Source organism: Algibacter sp. YIN40 (genome assembly GCF_057219435.1).
Genome location: NZ_JBXVVC010000003.1, coordinates 305,460 through 321,511, shown reverse-complemented (window position 1 = coordinate 321,511; position 16,052 = coordinate 305,460). Strand labels below are relative to the sequence as shown.

At 29.5% G+C, this 16,052-nt stretch carries 18 protein-coding genes; all 18 read right to left on the bottom strand.

Annotated elements, in window-relative coordinates; translation table 11 throughout:
- Window position 1: 1 nt before the first annotated feature.
- Window positions 2–1,270 carry a phage integrase SAM-like domain-containing protein gene (locus tag AC2D6V_RS12305; RefSeq protein ID WP_484648498.1) on the bottom strand — a complete coding sequence of 423 codons (1,269 nt, stop codon included), beginning with the start codon at window positions 1,268–1,270 and terminating at the stop codon, window positions 2–4.
- 225 nt (window positions 1,271–1,495) lie between these two features.
- Window positions 1,496–1,642, bottom strand: coding sequence for a hypothetical protein (locus AC2D6V_RS12300; protein ID WP_484648497.1), 147 nt, complete (start codon window positions 1,640–1,642; stop codon window positions 1,496–1,498).
- 78 nt (window positions 1,643–1,720) lie between these two features.
- A complete protein-coding gene (locus tag AC2D6V_RS12295) occupies window positions 1,721–2,380 on the bottom strand; it encodes a hypothetical protein (protein ID WP_484648496.1) in 660 nt (219 codons plus the stop codon).
- On the bottom strand, window positions 2,364–3,029 hold the full coding sequence (locus tag AC2D6V_RS12290; RefSeq protein ID WP_484648495.1) for a hypothetical protein: 666 nt from the start codon (window positions 3,027–3,029) through the stop codon (window positions 2,364–2,366). Before AC2D6V_RS12290 ends, AC2D6V_RS12295 begins: the two co-directional genes overlap by 17 nt.
- Window positions 3,030–3,034: 5 nt before the next feature.
- Window positions 3,035–3,478, bottom strand: coding sequence for a hypothetical protein (locus AC2D6V_RS12285; RefSeq protein ID WP_484648494.1), 444 nt, complete (start codon window positions 3,476–3,478; stop codon window positions 3,035–3,037).
- Between the two features lie 65 nt (window positions 3,479–3,543).
- A complete protein-coding gene (locus AC2D6V_RS12280; protein WP_484648493.1) occupies window positions 3,544–4,065 on the bottom strand; it encodes an Hsp20/alpha crystallin family protein in 522 nt (173 codons plus the stop codon).
- A gap of 117 nt (window positions 4,066–4,182) precedes the next feature.
- Window positions 4,183–4,602, bottom strand: a complete 420-nt coding sequence (locus AC2D6V_RS12275; RefSeq protein ID WP_484648492.1) for a hypothetical protein — start codon at window positions 4,600–4,602, stop codon at window positions 4,183–4,185.
- 12 nt (window positions 4,603–4,614) lie between these two features.
- Complete coding sequence (locus AC2D6V_RS12270; RefSeq protein WP_484648491.1) at window positions 4,615–5,988, bottom strand: MBL fold metallo-hydrolase RNA specificity domain-containing protein; 1,374 nt, start codon at window positions 5,986–5,988, stop codon at window positions 4,615–4,617.
- 10 nt (window positions 5,989–5,998) lie between these two features.
- The gene (locus AC2D6V_RS12265; protein WP_484648490.1) at window positions 5,999–6,841 is read right to left on the bottom strand and encodes a restriction endonuclease; all 843 of its coding nucleotides are present in this window, start codon (window positions 6,839–6,841) and stop codon (window positions 5,999–6,001) included.
- Window positions 6,842–6,878: 37 nt separating this feature from the next.
- Window positions 6,879–7,316, bottom strand: a complete 438-nt coding sequence (locus AC2D6V_RS12260; RefSeq protein ID WP_484648489.1) for a hypothetical protein — start codon at window positions 7,314–7,316, stop codon at window positions 6,879–6,881.
- A gap of 6 nt (window positions 7,317–7,322) precedes the next feature.
- Window positions 7,323–8,177, bottom strand: a complete 855-nt coding sequence (locus AC2D6V_RS12255; protein WP_484648488.1) for a universal stress protein — start codon at window positions 8,175–8,177, stop codon at window positions 7,323–7,325.
- 69 nt (window positions 8,178–8,246) lie between these two features.
- On the bottom strand, window positions 8,247–9,077 hold the full coding sequence (locus tag AC2D6V_RS12250) for a universal stress protein (protein WP_484648487.1): 831 nt from the start codon (window positions 9,075–9,077) through the stop codon (window positions 8,247–8,249).
- Between the two features lie 3 nt (window positions 9,078–9,080).
- On the bottom strand, window positions 9,081–9,932 hold the full coding sequence (locus tag AC2D6V_RS12245) for a universal stress protein (RefSeq protein ID WP_484648486.1): 852 nt from the start codon (window positions 9,930–9,932) through the stop codon (window positions 9,081–9,083).
- Window positions 9,933–9,955: 23 nt separating this feature from the next.
- Window positions 9,956–10,804: a universal stress protein gene (locus tag AC2D6V_RS12240; RefSeq protein ID WP_484648485.1), complete on the bottom strand. Its 849-nt coding sequence runs from the start codon at window positions 10,802–10,804 to the stop codon at window positions 9,956–9,958.
- Between the two features lie 909 nt (window positions 10,805–11,713).
- Complete coding sequence (locus AC2D6V_RS12235; RefSeq protein ID WP_484648484.1) at window positions 11,714–12,100, bottom strand: hypothetical protein; 387 nt, start codon at window positions 12,098–12,100, stop codon at window positions 11,714–11,716.
- A gap of 6 nt (window positions 12,101–12,106) precedes the next feature.
- Window positions 12,107–12,955: a universal stress protein gene (locus AC2D6V_RS12230; protein WP_484648483.1), complete on the bottom strand. Its 849-nt coding sequence runs from the start codon at window positions 12,953–12,955 to the stop codon at window positions 12,107–12,109.
- Between the two features lie 88 nt (window positions 12,956–13,043).
- Entirely contained in the window at window positions 13,044–14,099 is a 1,056-nt protein-coding gene (locus tag AC2D6V_RS12225) for a response regulator (protein WP_484648482.1), read from the bottom strand.
- Entirely contained in the window at window positions 14,096–15,976 is a 1,881-nt protein-coding gene (locus AC2D6V_RS12220; protein ID WP_484648481.1) for a PAS domain-containing sensor histidine kinase, read from the bottom strand. Before AC2D6V_RS12220 ends, AC2D6V_RS12225 begins: the two co-directional genes overlap by 4 nt.
- Window positions 15,977–16,052: the final 76 nt, after the last annotated feature.

The following is a 16,052-nucleotide window of genomic DNA, read 5'->3' as shown; positions in this document are numbered from 1 at the left end:
ATTATTTATTCCAAAGTTTGGCTAATTGTAAACTATAATCAATTGGCTTCTTACCTATGTAATCCAAAAACTGAACCTCAGTGCTATGAGCCGTTATATTTAACAATAAAGGGGTTGGATATTCTTGTAAAGCATAAAAATTTGTTGCAAAACTTTTCCTACAAATATGAGAAGTAACTAATTTCCATTTTTCATAATGTCCAAATTCACGCCTTCCGGTTTCAGGGTTATTTAAATTGCCTTCAACAATATCATTTATCTTAGCTAATCGGCAAACTTCCTTTATCAATTTGTTAAATATTGTACTATTACTCTGCGCTGTCTTTCCAAATATTTCAGGGAATTGATCATTTCTACTTTCCAAAATATTCCTTACTTCCGGATGAATTGGAATCTGAACAAGCTTTCCAGTCTTGACTTGTTCTAATACAATAAATTTATAACCATTAATAGTTTCAATCATGTCTTTATTCATTCTCAGTAAATCGCTAACTCTTTGACCACAATATGAGCCGATGACTAACCAGTCTCTAGCCGTATTTAATCTATCTGTTTCAAACTCATGACTTTTAATTGTATCAATCTCATCGAAGGATAATGTGACTATTGGAGGTTTAACTGTAAAGCCTTTGAAATCCAGAATTTGTGGGTTTAGAGTATAGCCATTTTTACGAGCATCATAAACAATGGTCTTAACAAATGAAATGTACCTACCAATTGTATTATCATTTATTTTTTCCTTTTCAGACAAGTATTGAATAAATTCACTTCTAAAGCTTAAATCGACCTGTTTTATTAAATACTTCTTTCTTCTAAAGGCTTCAAAACCCTTTAGTTTTTTAAGAATAGTATTATATTTAGTTAATGTTGCTTTACTAGCCCCTTTTTGTCCTTTATTGTTAACTCCATAAGGTAATTTCTCGATGAAATAATTACAATACTCAACCAAATACTCCTTGTTATTTTCATTAACTCTATTTTGCAAATTATTAATAGTATCCAATAGCCAATCACCGTCGATTGGTTCCCCTAGAGCATTATCATTATTATATTTTTCTACCACGGAACCTTGTAAACTAATTAGTTTCGCTTTGATACTTTTGTTGGTAGCATTATTTGGTTTTGGAAATCCTGTTGATGTACTCCAGGACTTAGGATCAATAACATATCCAGATTTTCTTTTTAAGACCTTGCCCCTACCTAGAGACATCCTTAAATAAATAGGTGCTGGATTGTTTTTACTTTGCAATATGTATTTGATTGTTGCCATACAATTATAAAAGTTATACAATATAAGGTTTAGTCAACATCTAGTCAACCAAATTGAAATATTATAGATTATTATGGAATATTATGAAATACTGAGAGCTAACTCAATGTGCTTCAATTATAGATAAACACAGGGTTGGTGAGGGTTTTAAGGGTTTAGTAGATTTCATAAAGATAATCCCTCTTTCTCCGCAAAAAAAACCCATAACGTAAGTTGTGGGTTTTTTTATCCCATTCCATTAATAAAAGTCTCAATAAAGTCTTTTATTTTGGTTATTATTCTTTCTGATGAAGTTGCTCTATTTCTTAGACTTGGTCTTTCATTCATTACAGCAATAACTTCATCTCGTAACGGTTCTTTTTCAGTAAACAAATAATTACTTACTAAGCAGCATTAGTTTCATATTTTGTTGGGGATATTCTAGAAGGCATTATTCCCGGATAAATTGATTTACAACTTAGGGATGATTTTTTCTTTTTCTAAAGTTTTAATAAGCTTCTTTATATGAGAATCAATGGCTTTAGAACTGTTTTCTGGACCAATCAAATCAAAAAATCCTCTCCAAACAATAGATTTATCTGAATCCTTTTTTAAATTATAAATAGATGTTTCAATATTAAAAACTTTATAACTATCAAAGTAGTCTTCATTAAAATAAACGTCTTGATATAATAAATAATAGCCTATGAATTTTCTTAAATGATAATCGGTTTTTGGAGAATCACTAGCATACGATTGATTTAAATCTACCCCTTTTACTAAAGAAACTAAAACTGTGTCATAGCCATTAGAAAGTAATTTATCTACTTCAACTTCTATGTCTCTTTCGGTTTGTTTAGAATCTTGAAATGATTTCTGAAAAACTACCGCACTCTGAAGCGCATTTATTTTTCTTTTATTTAATTCTTTTATGAGTTGAAACTCGTAAGCTTTACGTGCCTCATAATTTGGAGTAACGCCAACAACCAGTATTTTTTTAGGGTTAAATGCGTAATATTCTGGATTTTTCCAACTTTCAATTAGTTTTGTTGAAGAACAACTTAACACCAATAAAATCAAGCCAATAATCTTGTTTATCTTTAAATTGCCAGTATTAAATGGTTTCTTCATTTATGTTGTCTTCTAAAAGTATAGGGTTTATAAGCTGTTGTTCTTCTAAGACTACTATAACCAATCTAACATAATCGTTAACGGTCTCATCGATTGATTGTGGATCAGTGATATCTATATAGCCTTTCCAAATAAGTTCGCGCTCTTTTGTTGGACAAATACAATACATTAATGTTTCGGTATGATAAATTGAATATTCTAGATAATAATCTGGGTTATAAAAAGCATCTTGGTATTTTAAATAATCTTCGCTAAATTTCCTATAGGTACTATCATAACTATCATAATATTTTTTGTATTCAATTTTATCTTCTACGCCTATTACTTTTGTGAATAATACCGTATCAAAACCATCATTAACGAGTTTGGTTTCAAGTATTTTTAAGTCTTCTTTAGTCTTTTTTTCTGTCGTAAATGATGGGTTGAAAAGTTCTAAACTCATCACAGATTCAATACCTCTGGATATAAATTCATCTTGTAATTGTTTTTCAAATTGTTGTCTTGCTTCAGCATTTGAGGTCATACCAACTAATAAGACTTTATTAGGGCTATATGTCTCTATATCTGGATTTTTCCAGTTTTCAACCAACTCAGTTGTAGTACAGCTAATGGCTAGTAAACCAAGTATTATTACGGTTATAAATTTCATTTTTTTTATTTGAGTAATCGTTTTTGTTTGTTACTCTTTAAAACACTCTTAACAAGTACAAATAATTTCGTTTTTAATGTTTTATAAGATTCTAAAAAATCAGCCATTGTAATAATAAGTTTTCCATGTTCATCTTTATAGGCATTTTCTAGCTCTATTTGGTCTATACCATCTACCATAATTTCAAGCCCTCTTTCATGCTCTTTAACAGTTTCTATTAACCTATCTGTTTTCTTTTGAAGTTTACCTAATTCGTTTACTACTTTTTTGCTTTCATTAAAATGCTTTGAATCAATAAGCTGAAGTGTATATGACTTTACTAAATCATCAAAAAAAAGTTGCTCATCTTTGGCGAATTCTAATTCAGATAACCATTTTTTTGATGCATTATGCATTGTTTCTGCACTTAACCATGCTACATATTTTGGTCTGTTACTTTTAGTTTTCATGATTTTAAAATTTAAAAAGCAGAAAGCAATATCTTGAGAGATTACTGCTTTCTGCCTGAGGGGGATTAATTAACTTCAATTACTTTTTTAGCAGGTTCTTCTGGAGTTACTTCTTCTTTTTTAAGGAGTTTCACTTTTAAAATTCCATTTTTGTAGACTGCTTTTACATCTTGATCTAAATCTACCGTATTTGGAAGCATCATAGATCTTTTAAAAGATTTATAACTAAATTCTTTACGAGAATAGTCATCTTCTTCCTTGGCCTCTTCAACTTCTTTTTCACCACAAACATGAAGTATATCTTCTTCAATGGTTACTTCAAAATCTTTTTTGTTAAATCCAGGAGCTGCTAGTTCAATTTCAAAATCTTCCTTATGTTCTTTTACATTTAAAGCTGGCATTAAACTATCATCTTCAAAGAAATCTTCATTAAAGATGTCATCAAATCTTGTAAGGCTACTAAGATTAGAAGGGAATAATCTACCGCCCCAAGGTCTTAAAAGACTGTTGCTCCAAGGCGTTAATAATTGACTTTCAAATGGCGACAAACCATTTCTTTTTCTTCTGCGTTTCATTAATGTTGTCATAATAATATATATTTAGGTTAAACTTATTTTTCAACACTAATATATTTACAGAAACACCTTTTTGCAATGATATATATCAGTCGGTTACATTACAATTGAACCTCTTTTATTAATTTTTTATTTAATCATAGCACTTTCTATGTATTGAAATAACCTAAATTTGAAGTTGAAAATTTTAGTCTTATAATTGAAAACCTTGAGTTCAATTTCATCATGATTTTTAATTAATAAATTATCGAAAGTCAAATCGTTACATTCAATTTTTTTTCTTATTCGATGTGCGTGTTTGCTTAATTCATTTAAAAGTGAGACGCCATTTTTATTCAGAGTATCTATCTCATTTTTAAACTTAGTTAGCCTTTCATATAAATTCATAACATGGGGTTTAAAAATAGGTTTACTCAATAGCATTTTATAAAATTGAAGTTCAAATTTTAAATTTTCCAGACTAGTTTCCTCTTTTAATGTATTGTATTGCAATTCTTCAATAGATTTATCAATATTGAAACTTTGGTATTTGTGTATTAGGGTTTCCATTTTCTATATGTTTTATATCAATATTTTTTCAACATCAGTAAGTTTAGGTATAGTAACTTGCCAATTATAAGTGTCCTTTATTTTTACTCGAAATCCATCTAAAGCCATAGACTCACCATGAACTAAAAAGACTTTTTCTGGAATATTTTTAATGTTACTCATCCAATTCAATAAATCGTTTTGGTCTGCATGCGCCGAAAGACTTTCAATGTGCTTAATGGTAGCTTTTACAGGGTAATATTTTCCAAAAAAACGAATTTCATGAACGCCGTCCTGTAACTGTCTGCCTCTTGTGCCTTCTGCTTGATAGCCTACTAACAAAACAGTTGTAGATGGCTCGTCAATAAGTTGTTGCAAATATGTAAGCACACGCCCGCCAGTTACCATGCCACTACCAGCAATAATTATTTTAGATCGTTTGTCATCAATGGTTTCCCAGGTTTCTTTATACGATTGAATAATATTTATATGATTGCACATAGCATTATAATCTGCCAAAGACAATTTATGCCATTTAGGAAAACGCCGAAATACTTCTAAAACATTATTCCCCATTGGGCTATCAATAAAAATAGGAATGTTGGGTATTTTATTCTTTTTGTAAAGCTTCCAAAGTAAATACATAAGTGTTTGCAAACGCTCTACTGCAAAACTAGGGATGATTAAATTACCTCCTTTATGAATGGTTTCGTTGATGAGTTGTGATAAAATATCTTCAATATTTTCCTTTGGATGCAACTTATTACCATAGGTGCTTTCAATAAATAAAAAATCTGCCCATTCTGGTTTTTTTGGGTCTTCTAGTAAATAATCATTTGGTCTTCCAATATCGCCAGAAAACACAAAGCGTTTTCCGTTAATATCCAACTCAATAAAAGTAGCTCCTATAATATGCCCGCTATATTGAAAGCGATATGATATATGCTCTGAAAGCGTTATCCATTTATCTGGGAATTCTACTTGAAATTGTGCTATGGTTTTTTCTACTTCAAACTTGGTATAAAATGGCAATGCCGAATTATGCTTGGTGAATTTATCTTTATTTGCTTTTTCGGCATCTTCTTCATGAATTTTAGCACTATCTTTTAAGATGATTTCGGCAATAGCTAAAGTTGGCGCTGTACCAATAATTTTACCTCTAAATCCTTGTTTTAATAATCGCGGTAAGAAGCCTACATGGTCTAAATGCCCATGTGTTAGTAATACCAAATCAATACTTGCAACATCTACAGGTAAATTACTCCAATTAAGTTCTCTTAATTCTTTTAATCCTTGAAACATCCCGCAGTCTATTAATATATTTCTTTCTGAAGTTTCAATAAGAAATTTTGAGCCCGTAACCACACCAGCTGCTCCTAAAAAATTAATTCTTGCAAAATTTTCCATCTGTGCTATTTTAAGCGTTGCACAACATTTTTATTTCATTCAATATGTTTTCTTTTCTAGTTTCCGAAATTCCTAAATGGTCTAAATAAAAGGTATCGCCTACCAAGGTTCTGCACAACACCACATCTCTACTTAACAGAAACTGTTTTTCTCTATTGGTTAATAATGTAGAGACCGTAATTGGATATAATCCTAAACGGTCTATTCGGTCTTTTAAACCATCATTTTTGGGGTAATCCCAACTTAATAAATATAGATTTATGCATTTACCGTATTGAAGTGCACCTTCTGTAAAGCGCGTATTTGTTACCACCCAACCTTTTGTAAGTGTGGATTTCTTTTTTTTATTGGTATTCCAATGAGCTTTTACATCGTTATATCGCGAATTTATGTAGAGTGGTATCTTAATGTTACAATTAAGTCCTTGTTCGTTGTGAAATTTACATTCTATTATAGTTGTTTCATTGTTTTTATGAGCTATGACATCAATTTCATGGGTAACACATTGCCCTTGTATAATTTTGTCGATTTCGGTTTCAAATCCCGAATACTGTAATATCTCACCAATAAATCGCTCAAAAGGAAAACCCGTTGGTCCCAACTCGTAAATAGCTTTTTTTAGTTTGTATTTTGATGCCAAATAGCTTTTCTTCTTCTTTAGAAGCGCAAATGCTCTATTATAGATTTCTTTTGTTGAAATCCCTTGATACACCTCATCTCTAACTTTATCTATAATTTGATTAACAGTATTCTGATCAGCACCAATTTGATTTAAAGAAGCTTTTAATTTTTTTAATGAAAATTTTGCCTTTTCTCCAGATGATTTGATAATTTCAATAGTACCCGTTTCCATCTTTTGGTGTTATAAAATTTAATTCAATAAATAATAACTATAATCTGTTTTCTTTGAAGAAAGCTTTTACCCAAGCTTTCACTTGTGGCTTGGTCATACTGTCTATTTTTACAACTCCTTTAACCTTTTTACTTAAATCTTTATGATGATTTATTAACTGTTTATTAAATTTAATGCAGGTTTCTGCGGGACCAAAAAGCACAATAGCATTAGCTTCTTTAATTTGTAGAATTATATCATCAAAGTATTTTTTTAGCTGATGTTTTTCCCGTTCTAGGTATTTACTATCTTGTACAACATCTTGTGGACCACCTTTTAATCGTGTTCCTGAACCACCATGAATATGAAAATCTTCAATATTAGACAAAATGGTATTTAAACTTGTTTCTCCATTATAAAGTGTAACTATAATTGCCTGTTTTTTATCTAACCAAACACCAACTTTCATTTGTAATATGTTATCAAGCTTTAACATTCGTTTTTAATTTCTTAGATCGTGCATTACTAAAAGAGGCACTTTAGAGTCGTAACCAATTTCTTTTACTAAAGGATGTGTTAATATGCTTCCGAAAAAAAGGTGCTTTTTATTAATAAAAGCTACCATATCGCTTTCTCTACTTTCAACAAAACAATTAATAGCCGTGGGTACATCCATGTGGCTAAGTGTATGGAAAGTATAATACACTTCTTCAAAATACTCTTCAAGTAATTTTTTGTTATTAATTTGTTTCTCATTAAGTTTTTTTTCTGCAGAAATATGTAAGATTCTAATCGAAGCATCACACTTTTTAGCTAAATCTATTAGGTAATATAATTCTCTTCTTTTAAAATGTGTTTTAAAACTTGTAGGGAAAACAATCTCTTTTGGTAACTCTAATTTTGCCATTTCTGGAACAACAATAACGGGACAGTTTCTTATCTTTTCCATGACATTAATGGCTACAGTACCAAATACATTTTTTCTAGAGCCGGTTTTACCTTTAGTACCCATAACAATCATTTCTATATCCTTTTCTTCAACTATATTTTTAATGGCCTCAACTATGTTATTAAAGGTAGAAATGATTTCAAAATGATGTTTTGGATTTTTTGAATCCTTAAAAGCTATCATATCCAAAACTTTTGCTAGTCCATTTTCAGAATCTAATTTAGCCGTTTCATACAGTTCACTCCCAGGTTCCATATTTATTAGAGTATCAACAACATTGCTAGTAGCAGAAAACACGTTTAGAATATAAAAAACACATTGATCTTTTTTATATAATTCCAACGCAAAAGTTATAGCGTGCCAAGCATTTTTTGAAAAGTCTGTTGGCAATAATATTTTACGTTTCATGGGGTTTCCTTTTAATTTATAACCTAAATTTAATTCTAGAATATATGAATGGCAATGATAAATATCAGCTCATTCTGGTATAACCAAAAATGGTATAATAGGATTAAACCCTATCATTTTTATTACTGGTTCCTTAATTATTTTTTCTATTAGACTATGCTTGTATTTTACCATTGCAAGTATGTTAATTCCTAATTCCTCTATAAAATCATTAATTTCTGTTGTTTTATTAGTATACTTTGGCATCCAATGGAGACTGTGTTCATAATTGCTCAAATAATTCTGTAATATCCTTATATTATACTCTTGAATTTCATTCAGTTCTTGTTCGTCATTAATATGCAAAATTCTAATTTTTGAATTATATAAATCCGCCAATTGCTTTATAGGTTGCAATTCCTTATTATCATAAAACCGATTAAAATCGGTTGGGAAAGCTATTTGTAAGGGTTCAACAAAATCGAACTCCTCTGGCACAATTAACACTGGACAATTATTTATACTCTTTATAACATGAACTGTATTACTGCCAAAGAAAAATTCTTTTGCACCTGTAGCACCTTTTGTGCCCATAACTATTAAATCTATGTTCCTTTTACCAATTGCTATTTTTATAGCTTGTTTTAGATCTTTTGAACTTAAAATTGTTCGAAAGTTATGATTTGAATTGGCATTACCGCTTTCTGCCAATGCTTTTAAATCCAATAATTCTTTCATAGCAGCTTCCTGCATGGTCTTTAATAATTTGTTTGAAAGATTAGAAAGAGTTGATACTTTTATTATAGTAGAGTTTAAAAAATAAAATGTGCATTCTACATCTGCGAAAAGTTTTAAGGCATACACGGTAGCACTCCATGAGTTATCTGAAAAATCTGTTGGTAATAGAATGTGTCGTTTCATGATTCAAGTTTTATATAGTTTTGCTGGAATTACCATGAATGGGATATTTAAATGAAACCCTATTTGGTTTATGGTATTTTTGAAAAACAAATTCTCGAAAAAAGAATGTTTGTTATTAATCATAACCAATAAGTTTACTCTGGTCTTTAGTTGAAAATTTGTAATTGCCTCAGAAACATTTTGGTTACTTACACTGTGAAATAAGTGCGCTTCTTTTTTAAAATACGTTTCTAATATTTTTTTATTGGTTTTTTGGATTTCAGATAAGTCATATCCGTAAGTGGCATTTAAAATATTGACTCTTGTATTAAAAAGTGCTATAATATTAAGGATAGGCTTTATATGATGGTCTTTATAATCAATCTCGTAATCTGTTGGAAATAATACCTCATGTGGTTTTTCAAAAACAAAACCATCTGGTATTGCTATTATAGGGCATTTTACATTTTTAAAAACATGTACCGTATTTGATCCAAATAGAATTTCTCTTGCGCCAGTAGCTCCTTTTGTTCCCATAACCACATAATCTATAGCCTTTTTTTTAACAACTTCTTTTAATTCTGAAACCAACGTATTAAATGCCGCCATAGTTTCAATGGTATGTTTTGGGTTTTTAAATTCTTTGGCTATTCTTATTTTAAAATCATCTAATTTTTTTAAAGCATTTTCTCTTATCGCATCTCCTAAACCAAATTGCGCTGGATTTCCCAAAACATATTCTACGTCATAAATTACTGGGGTGTATGCATTTAATAGATAAAATTTACAGGTTTCGTTTTTAAATAATTGCAATGCATATTTTATGGCATTCCAAGAATTCTCTGAAAAATCGGTGGGAAGAAGAATATTTTTCATGTTATTAAATTTTAAATTTTTACTTAACTGCGTTTCATGTTCTGCAATGCTAGAAATGGAATATCCAGATTTAAACTCAATTCATCTATTGAAGACTTAAATAGTATGTTTTCTAAAAAAGAATGAGTTGTATTTACCATTATAAGCATATCAATAGGGTGCTCTTTAATATATTTGTAGATAGTATTAATAATATGTTTACTGCTTTCTATTTTGAAGTTGATTGTATTTTTACATAGTTCCTCTTTGATAAAATCTCTATTGTCTTGCTGTCTCCGTGATAGCTTACTACTTTTAGAAATGTAGAGTATGTCGACTATAGCTCTATAAGGTGATATCATTTCACAAAGTAATTTTAGTTCCCGTCTTTTGTAGGGTATCATATAATTAGTTGGAAAAAGAATATGCTTTGGCTGTGTATATTTGTAGTTTGCTGGTATAGCCAATACAGGGCATTGAACATACTTTAAAACTTGCAAAGTGTTACTCCCAAAGGTTAATTTTTTATCGTCGGTTTTGCCTTTAGTACCCATAACGATAATATCAATATTCTGTTTATCTACAATTTTATCTGCTTCATCCAAAAGTATATTATTGGCAGAAACAATATTAAAAGTATGCCTAGGGTTTGGCGAAATACCTACTATCTTTTTTTTAATATTTTCAAGTTTTTCAACAGATGTATTACTAACAATGGTTTTAACCTCATCCAACGTTTCTCTAGACAATAAAACCTCATCAGAATAAACATCGTCTTGATAGGCATGCATGATGTAAAATTCGCTAACCTCATACTTAAATAAGTCTGTAGCATATTTTAAAGCATTCAGGGCATTTTCTGAAAAATCTGTAGGAATCAATATTTTTCTCATGGCTAAAAGTATTACCCTTAAAATTAAACACTAAACCACTTAGACACAATGATATATATCAGATTGCATCCCTTGCTATAAGAAGTGTGAATTTAAAGGTGCGGACTAAAACAAAAAAAAGGAAATGTCTTAAAAAGCATTTCCTTTTTTTTCTCCACATTATAAAGCATGCGAATTGATTAATAGCCACTCTAGAAATAGGAAACAGGAAGTCGAAACCTCCTGTTTCCTTATTGAAATGTCCGATTTTATTAACCATCCTTTTCTAATCATTAATACTTCTAATAAAAGCTGTATCAAATCTTCAAATAGCAAATATCCCCAAACATTTCTAAACAGTGCTAAACATTTTAAAAATGCAATGCGCTGCTTTTCTTTATAAAAAACAGGAAGCCGAAACTTCCTGTTTTTCCAAAGTATCTAATTTTATCATTGAGCTTTTGGTTTTCTGCAATATACCCTCTGTTTCCAAAGACGACATTGAGGTTTTCTTGCCAAATAATAGCTTCAAACACTTTGTTTTAGTATATCATTTTACAACGATAATACCTATATTTTAATATTTTTAAGTAAAAGAACTTTTTAATAATGGTACTAATATAACTTACTTGTTTTAAAAAGAAAATGATATATATCAGTTTTGAAAATACGCATTTTTAACATCTAAGTTTCTTTAATGAAAAACAGGAAGCCTAAGCTTCCTGTCCCTTAGGAGGTTAAATTTATTATTCAATTTTTAAACCGTAATTCAAATTACTGCCAAAGCAATAAATAAGAGTCAATTAAATTAAACAATACTTTTAAACACCATGATTTTTAGACTACTAGTATGCGTAAGAACGTTTAAATAATAGTGCTAATTTATATGACCAAACCTTAATGTGAAATGATATATATCAGTTTAAAAAATTACATAGGTATAATTCCATAAACTAAATTAAGCAAAAATAATCCTGTAAAAAACAATAAGGTATATATAAGTTGTACTAGTTTTATATTAACAAACTCCAGAAGAGCTACCGTGCGTTTTGGAAAAATAAACAAGGATAAGCCTATAAAAAGAGAAATCCATCCAATAAGTGTAATAAGGAGTTTCCAGTTTGGTTGCCAAATATTATGAAACAAAATGTTTAGCAAACCTACAATTATTGCAATGAAAGATGAAATAATTAAAAATTTCTCGTCGTTTAAATCATTAAAAATTTGTTTGATACGCTTGGGGTTAAAACTTAATATAAAAAAGAAAATAATAAGATACCACCCCCAAAATTTTGCTAAGAAAATTGAATTATCCATAGTATATTATGTTTTTTCGTGTAACACTAAAAATGGTATTTCTGTATGATAGCTTATTTCTTCAACTTTTGAATGAAATAATATTTGCTGAAAATAATTTAAATTTTTTGCAACCATACATATCATATTTATATTCCTACTCTCTACAAAACACTGTATTGCGTCCTCCACTTTTTTATTAGTTAAATAATAAAAACTATGGTTTAGGTGATTAAAATAGTCATCCAATAATTCTCGGTTTTTATTTTGGTCGGCGTTTAAAGGAGTTTTCTTCTTTATAATATGAAGAATTCTTAATGCCGATTGGTATGTTTCTAGAATTTCGGAAAGTGGTTGTAATATTTGCATATCGTAGGTTAATGAAAAATCTGTAATAAACGCTATTTCCTTCAATTTAACAAATTCTGCGCTTTCTGGAACTGCTAGAGTGGTGCATTTTACTTTTTTAATAACATCACCAGTATTACTACCAATAATCATCTTTTTTAAACCAGACGCACCTTTAGTACCCATAACAATACAATCTATCTTTCTTTCTTCTACATGTTTTCTAATAGATTCAATAAAAAAATTAAAATCAGAAAGTTTATAAAATCTATGATTTTTATTGGGTGAAAAATCTGTTATTATGCGCTTTAAAATTTTTCGCAATTTTTGTTTTGCTGGTTTCGTATAGACATCTTCTACAACTTCATCTGAAGCTATATATGGAGAACCGTTAATTAAATTGTCGCTTACTCTATTCACGTGTAATAGGTAAAAGTTACAAGGTTCTTTTTCAAAAAAATTAATGGCATATTTAATAGAATTCCATGAGTTTTCTGAGAAATCCGTGGGTAATAATATATTTTTCATCTAATCAGCATCTTTACATTTACTAATTTAAAGCTAAGTCGTTTTATATAAAATGATATTAATCATCTTAAAGTTATTGAAATAGTTGTTAAGAAATTCGTTCTAATTGTTCAATATCTATTACTCTAATATTTCGTCCTTCAGCCTTAATAATACCTTGTTTTTTAAACTCTGTTAAGGCTCTAATTAAGGTTTCGGGAGCTATTCCTGCAACACTAGCCAAATCATTTCTCGATATTTTTATTGGGTCATCTGGTTTACGATTAATTTTTTTGGCAAATTTTAAAATAGTAGCTGCTGTTTTTTTATTAACTGTACCATAAGCCATTTGTAAGAGTTGTTCCTTAATACTAGACAAATCATCAGTTAATAATTCAATAAGTTCTAATACTACTTTATGATTATTATCAAGAATATTATTAAAGTCAATAATTGAAATGCCAACTAATTTAGTGTTTACAATAGCTGTTGCAGTTTCTTTATGGGGTATGTTTTGTGTAAACGATGTGTACCCAAACAAATCATCTTCTTTATACAATGCTGTTACTAGTTCTTTACCTTGCTCATCTATTCTATGACATTTTACTGTACCCTGATTTATTAGATAGATATAATTAGAATGGTCGCCTTCATGATAAATAACATCATCTTTTTTAATAGTAAATTCTTCACCATAATCATCAAAAAAGTTTTTTAAGTCATTAAGAGTTTTTATTTCATTTGCATCTTCTTCAATTAAATCAATTTTTTGATTTTTTTTTGATTCTCTTAAAATAGATGTTTTTGCCAAACGACTTTCTATGGCACTAATAAGATCATCTTCAGTAAATGGCTTGGTAATATAATCGTCTGCTCCTAAATTCATTCCTTTTCTAACATCGCTACGCTCTGTTTTAGCAGATAAAAATATAAAGGGAATATACTTTGTTAATTTACTTTTTGAAAGGATTTTAAGTGCACTATATCCATCTAAATCAGGCATCATTATATCGCATACAATAATATCTGGATTTTGTTTTTTAGCTAATGCCACACCAGTTCTTCCGTTTGAAGCTTTCAAAACCTTATAGTTGGATAGTTCTAAAAGTTCCGCTGTGTTTTCTCTTAAAACAGCATCATCTTCTATGAGTAAAACTGTTTTCATGATTCTACTATATTTGGAAATGTTATTGTAAAAATAGTGCCTACGTGCTCTTTACTTTCAAAATAGATAGAGCCGCCCAAGTTTTCTAAATGGTTTTTAGCTATATTCAACCCTATGCCAGTACCTTGTGTATTAATAACATTTTCTGCCCTATAATAACGTTCAAAAATACTTTTTTGATCCTTTTCAGGAATACCAATCCCTTCGTCTTTTATCGTAAGCGTTGTTAAAGTTTTATCTTGTTTAATTTGTAAATCTATAACAGATCCCTCTGTCGAATATTTAATAGCATTATGCAGTAAGTTAAAGAATATCAACTGGATAATTTTTTCATCTTGGTATAATGATAAATCATCAATATTTTCTGGATATTTAATTTGTTGACCATCTTTTAAAAGCATATTGGCATTGTAAACGACTTCATTAACAACTTTACTCAATTTAAAATGACTAAACTTGTAATTCACTTTTCCTGTTTCTAATTTTTCTATCGATAAAAAATCGTTTAGTATATTATTTAAAAAGTAAACTTTATCTGTTATTATTTTTAAATGTTTGTCTCGCTTTTCTTGATGCTCGGCTAATTGATATTTGCTAAGTAGTTGGCTAGATGTTAAAATACCACTTAAAGGTGTTTTGAACTCGTGAGATACTAAGGATAAGAGTTTAGTTTTCAACTCATTAAGCTCTTTTTCTTTACTAAGTGCTACTTTAAGTTGTTGTGTTCTTTCTTCCACCTGATTTTCTAGTTGAGAAGTGTAGTTTTTTCGTTCGGTTATATCTAAAATTATGGCTACAAAAACATTTTTTTCGCCTAAATTTGATAATTGCAAATGCACTTCCACTGGGTATTCAGTACCATTTTTACGTTTATGAATAGATTCAAATTCTACTTTTTCAACATTTTTATTTAATAAAACATCAATAGTCTTTCTAAATTCAATTTTCTTGTTCTTGGTCTTTATATCTAAAGGTGTCATATTTTTTAATTCCTCGAGACTGTAACCAATATTCTTTTGTGCACCGTAGTTTACATTGATAAACTTTAATGTTTCAGTATCAAAAACGTATATTTCATTTAACGATTCATTAAAAATGGTTGCTAGGTGGTTGCGTTCTTCTTCAGAGTTTTTTCTTAACGTCACATCATTTTGTATACCAATAAAATTTGTAACTATACCCTTGCTGTTGGTAATTGGAAAAACATACAAATCGTTCCAAAACATGGTGCCATCCTTTTTATAGTTTCGCAAAGTAGCTTGATAACTCTCGCCATTTTTTATAGCTTCTCGAAGCTTTTTAAGAGGTGGTTGGTTTCTATCTTTACCTTGTAAAAAGCGACAGTTATGATTTAATATTTCAGCATCAGAATATCCTGTAAGATCCTGAAATGCAGAATTAAAATATATCACAGGGTTGTCATGTTTTTGTGCATCAGTAATAATAATACCATTTTTTGCAGATTGTAGCGCCTTTGTTCGAAGCATTAAGCTTTTTTCAATGGTTTTTTTTTCTGAAATATCTTTAACCAAAGCCATAACATAAGTTTTGTTATAGATTGAATAAGGATTGAGCTCAACTTCAACAGGGAAAATAGTTCCATCTTTTTTTAAGGCAAAAATTTCGGTGGCTTCACCCATGGAACGGCGTTTCCCTTTTTTTATAAAGTCATTAAAATACTTGAGATGATTTATGTGATAATTTGATGGAATTAGCAAGTTTAGTTCCCTACCAACCAGTTCCTTTTTTGTATACCCAAAAATCTTTTTTATTGCTTCGTTAACTTCCATAATATTTTGATGGTTATCAACAATAATCACACCTTCAGAAACTGTTTCTAAAAGAATATTGAATATTTCTTGATCTTGTTTAAACATGAAATATTATGTTTACGAATTGCACTATAAAAATACGATAAAACACTCCTTAAAAGACTGACTTATATCATGTGTA

What these genes read in the sequence shown, in the direction of transcription:
- AC2D6V_RS12270 (WP_484648491.1), bottom strand. Translation starts at nt 5,988, where the DNA reads ATGGAAAATTTTGCAAGAATTAATTTTTTAGGAGCAGCTGGTGTGGTT.
- AC2D6V_RS12265 (WP_484648490.1), bottom strand. Translation starts at nt 6,841, where the DNA reads ATGGAAACGGGTACTATTGAAATTATCAAATCATCTGGAGAAAAGGCA.
- AC2D6V_RS12305 (WP_484648498.1), bottom strand. Translation starts at nt 1,270, where the DNA reads ATGGCAACAATCAAATACATATTGCAAAGTAAAAACAATCCAGCACCT.
- AC2D6V_RS12250 (WP_484648487.1), bottom strand. Translation starts at nt 9,077, where the DNA reads ATGAAACGACACATTCTATTACCAACAGATTTTTCAGATAACTCATGG.
- AC2D6V_RS12260 (WP_484648489.1), bottom strand. Translation starts at nt 7,316, where the DNA reads ATGTTAAAGCTTGATAACATATTACAAATGAAAGTTGGTGTTTGGTTA.
- AC2D6V_RS12295 (WP_484648496.1), bottom strand. Translation starts at nt 2,380, where the DNA reads ATGAAGAAACCATTTAATACTGGCAATTTAAAGATAAACAAGATTATT.
- AC2D6V_RS12245 (WP_484648486.1), bottom strand. Translation starts at nt 9,932, where the DNA reads ATGAAAAATATTCTTCTTCCCACCGATTTTTCAGAGAATTCTTGGAAT.
- AC2D6V_RS12240 (WP_484648485.1), bottom strand. Translation starts at nt 10,804, where the DNA reads ATGAGAAAAATATTGATTCCTACAGATTTTTCAGAAAATGCCCTGAAT.
- AC2D6V_RS12235 (WP_484648484.1), bottom strand. Translation starts at nt 12,100, where the DNA reads ATGGATAATTCAATTTTCTTAGCAAAATTTTGGGGGTGGTATCTTATT.
- AC2D6V_RS12230 (WP_484648483.1), bottom strand. Translation starts at nt 12,955, where the DNA reads ATGAAAAATATATTATTACCCACGGATTTCTCAGAAAACTCATGGAAT.
- AC2D6V_RS12255 (WP_484648488.1), bottom strand. Translation starts at nt 8,177, where the DNA reads ATGAAACGTAAAATATTATTGCCAACAGACTTTTCAAAAAATGCTTGG.
- AC2D6V_RS12290 (WP_484648495.1), bottom strand. Translation starts at nt 3,029, where the DNA reads ATGAAATTTATAACCGTAATAATACTTGGTTTACTAGCCATTAGCTGT.
- AC2D6V_RS12285 (WP_484648494.1), bottom strand. Translation starts at nt 3,478, where the DNA reads ATGAAAACTAAAAGTAACAGACCAAAATATGTAGCATGGTTAAGTGCA.
- AC2D6V_RS12280 (WP_484648493.1), bottom strand. Translation starts at nt 4,065, where the DNA reads ATGACAACATTAATGAAACGCAGAAGAAAAAGAAATGGTTTGTCGCCA.
- AC2D6V_RS12225 (WP_484648482.1), bottom strand. Translation starts at nt 14,099, where the DNA reads ATGAAAACAGTTTTACTCATAGAAGATGATGCTGTTTTAAGAGAAAAC.
- AC2D6V_RS12220 (WP_484648481.1), bottom strand. Translation starts at nt 15,976, where the DNA reads ATGTTTAAACAAGATCAAGAAATATTCAATATTCTTTTAGAAACAGTT.
- AC2D6V_RS12275 (WP_484648492.1), bottom strand. Translation starts at nt 4,602, where the DNA reads ATGGAAACCCTAATACACAAATACCAAAGTTTCAATATTGATAAATCT.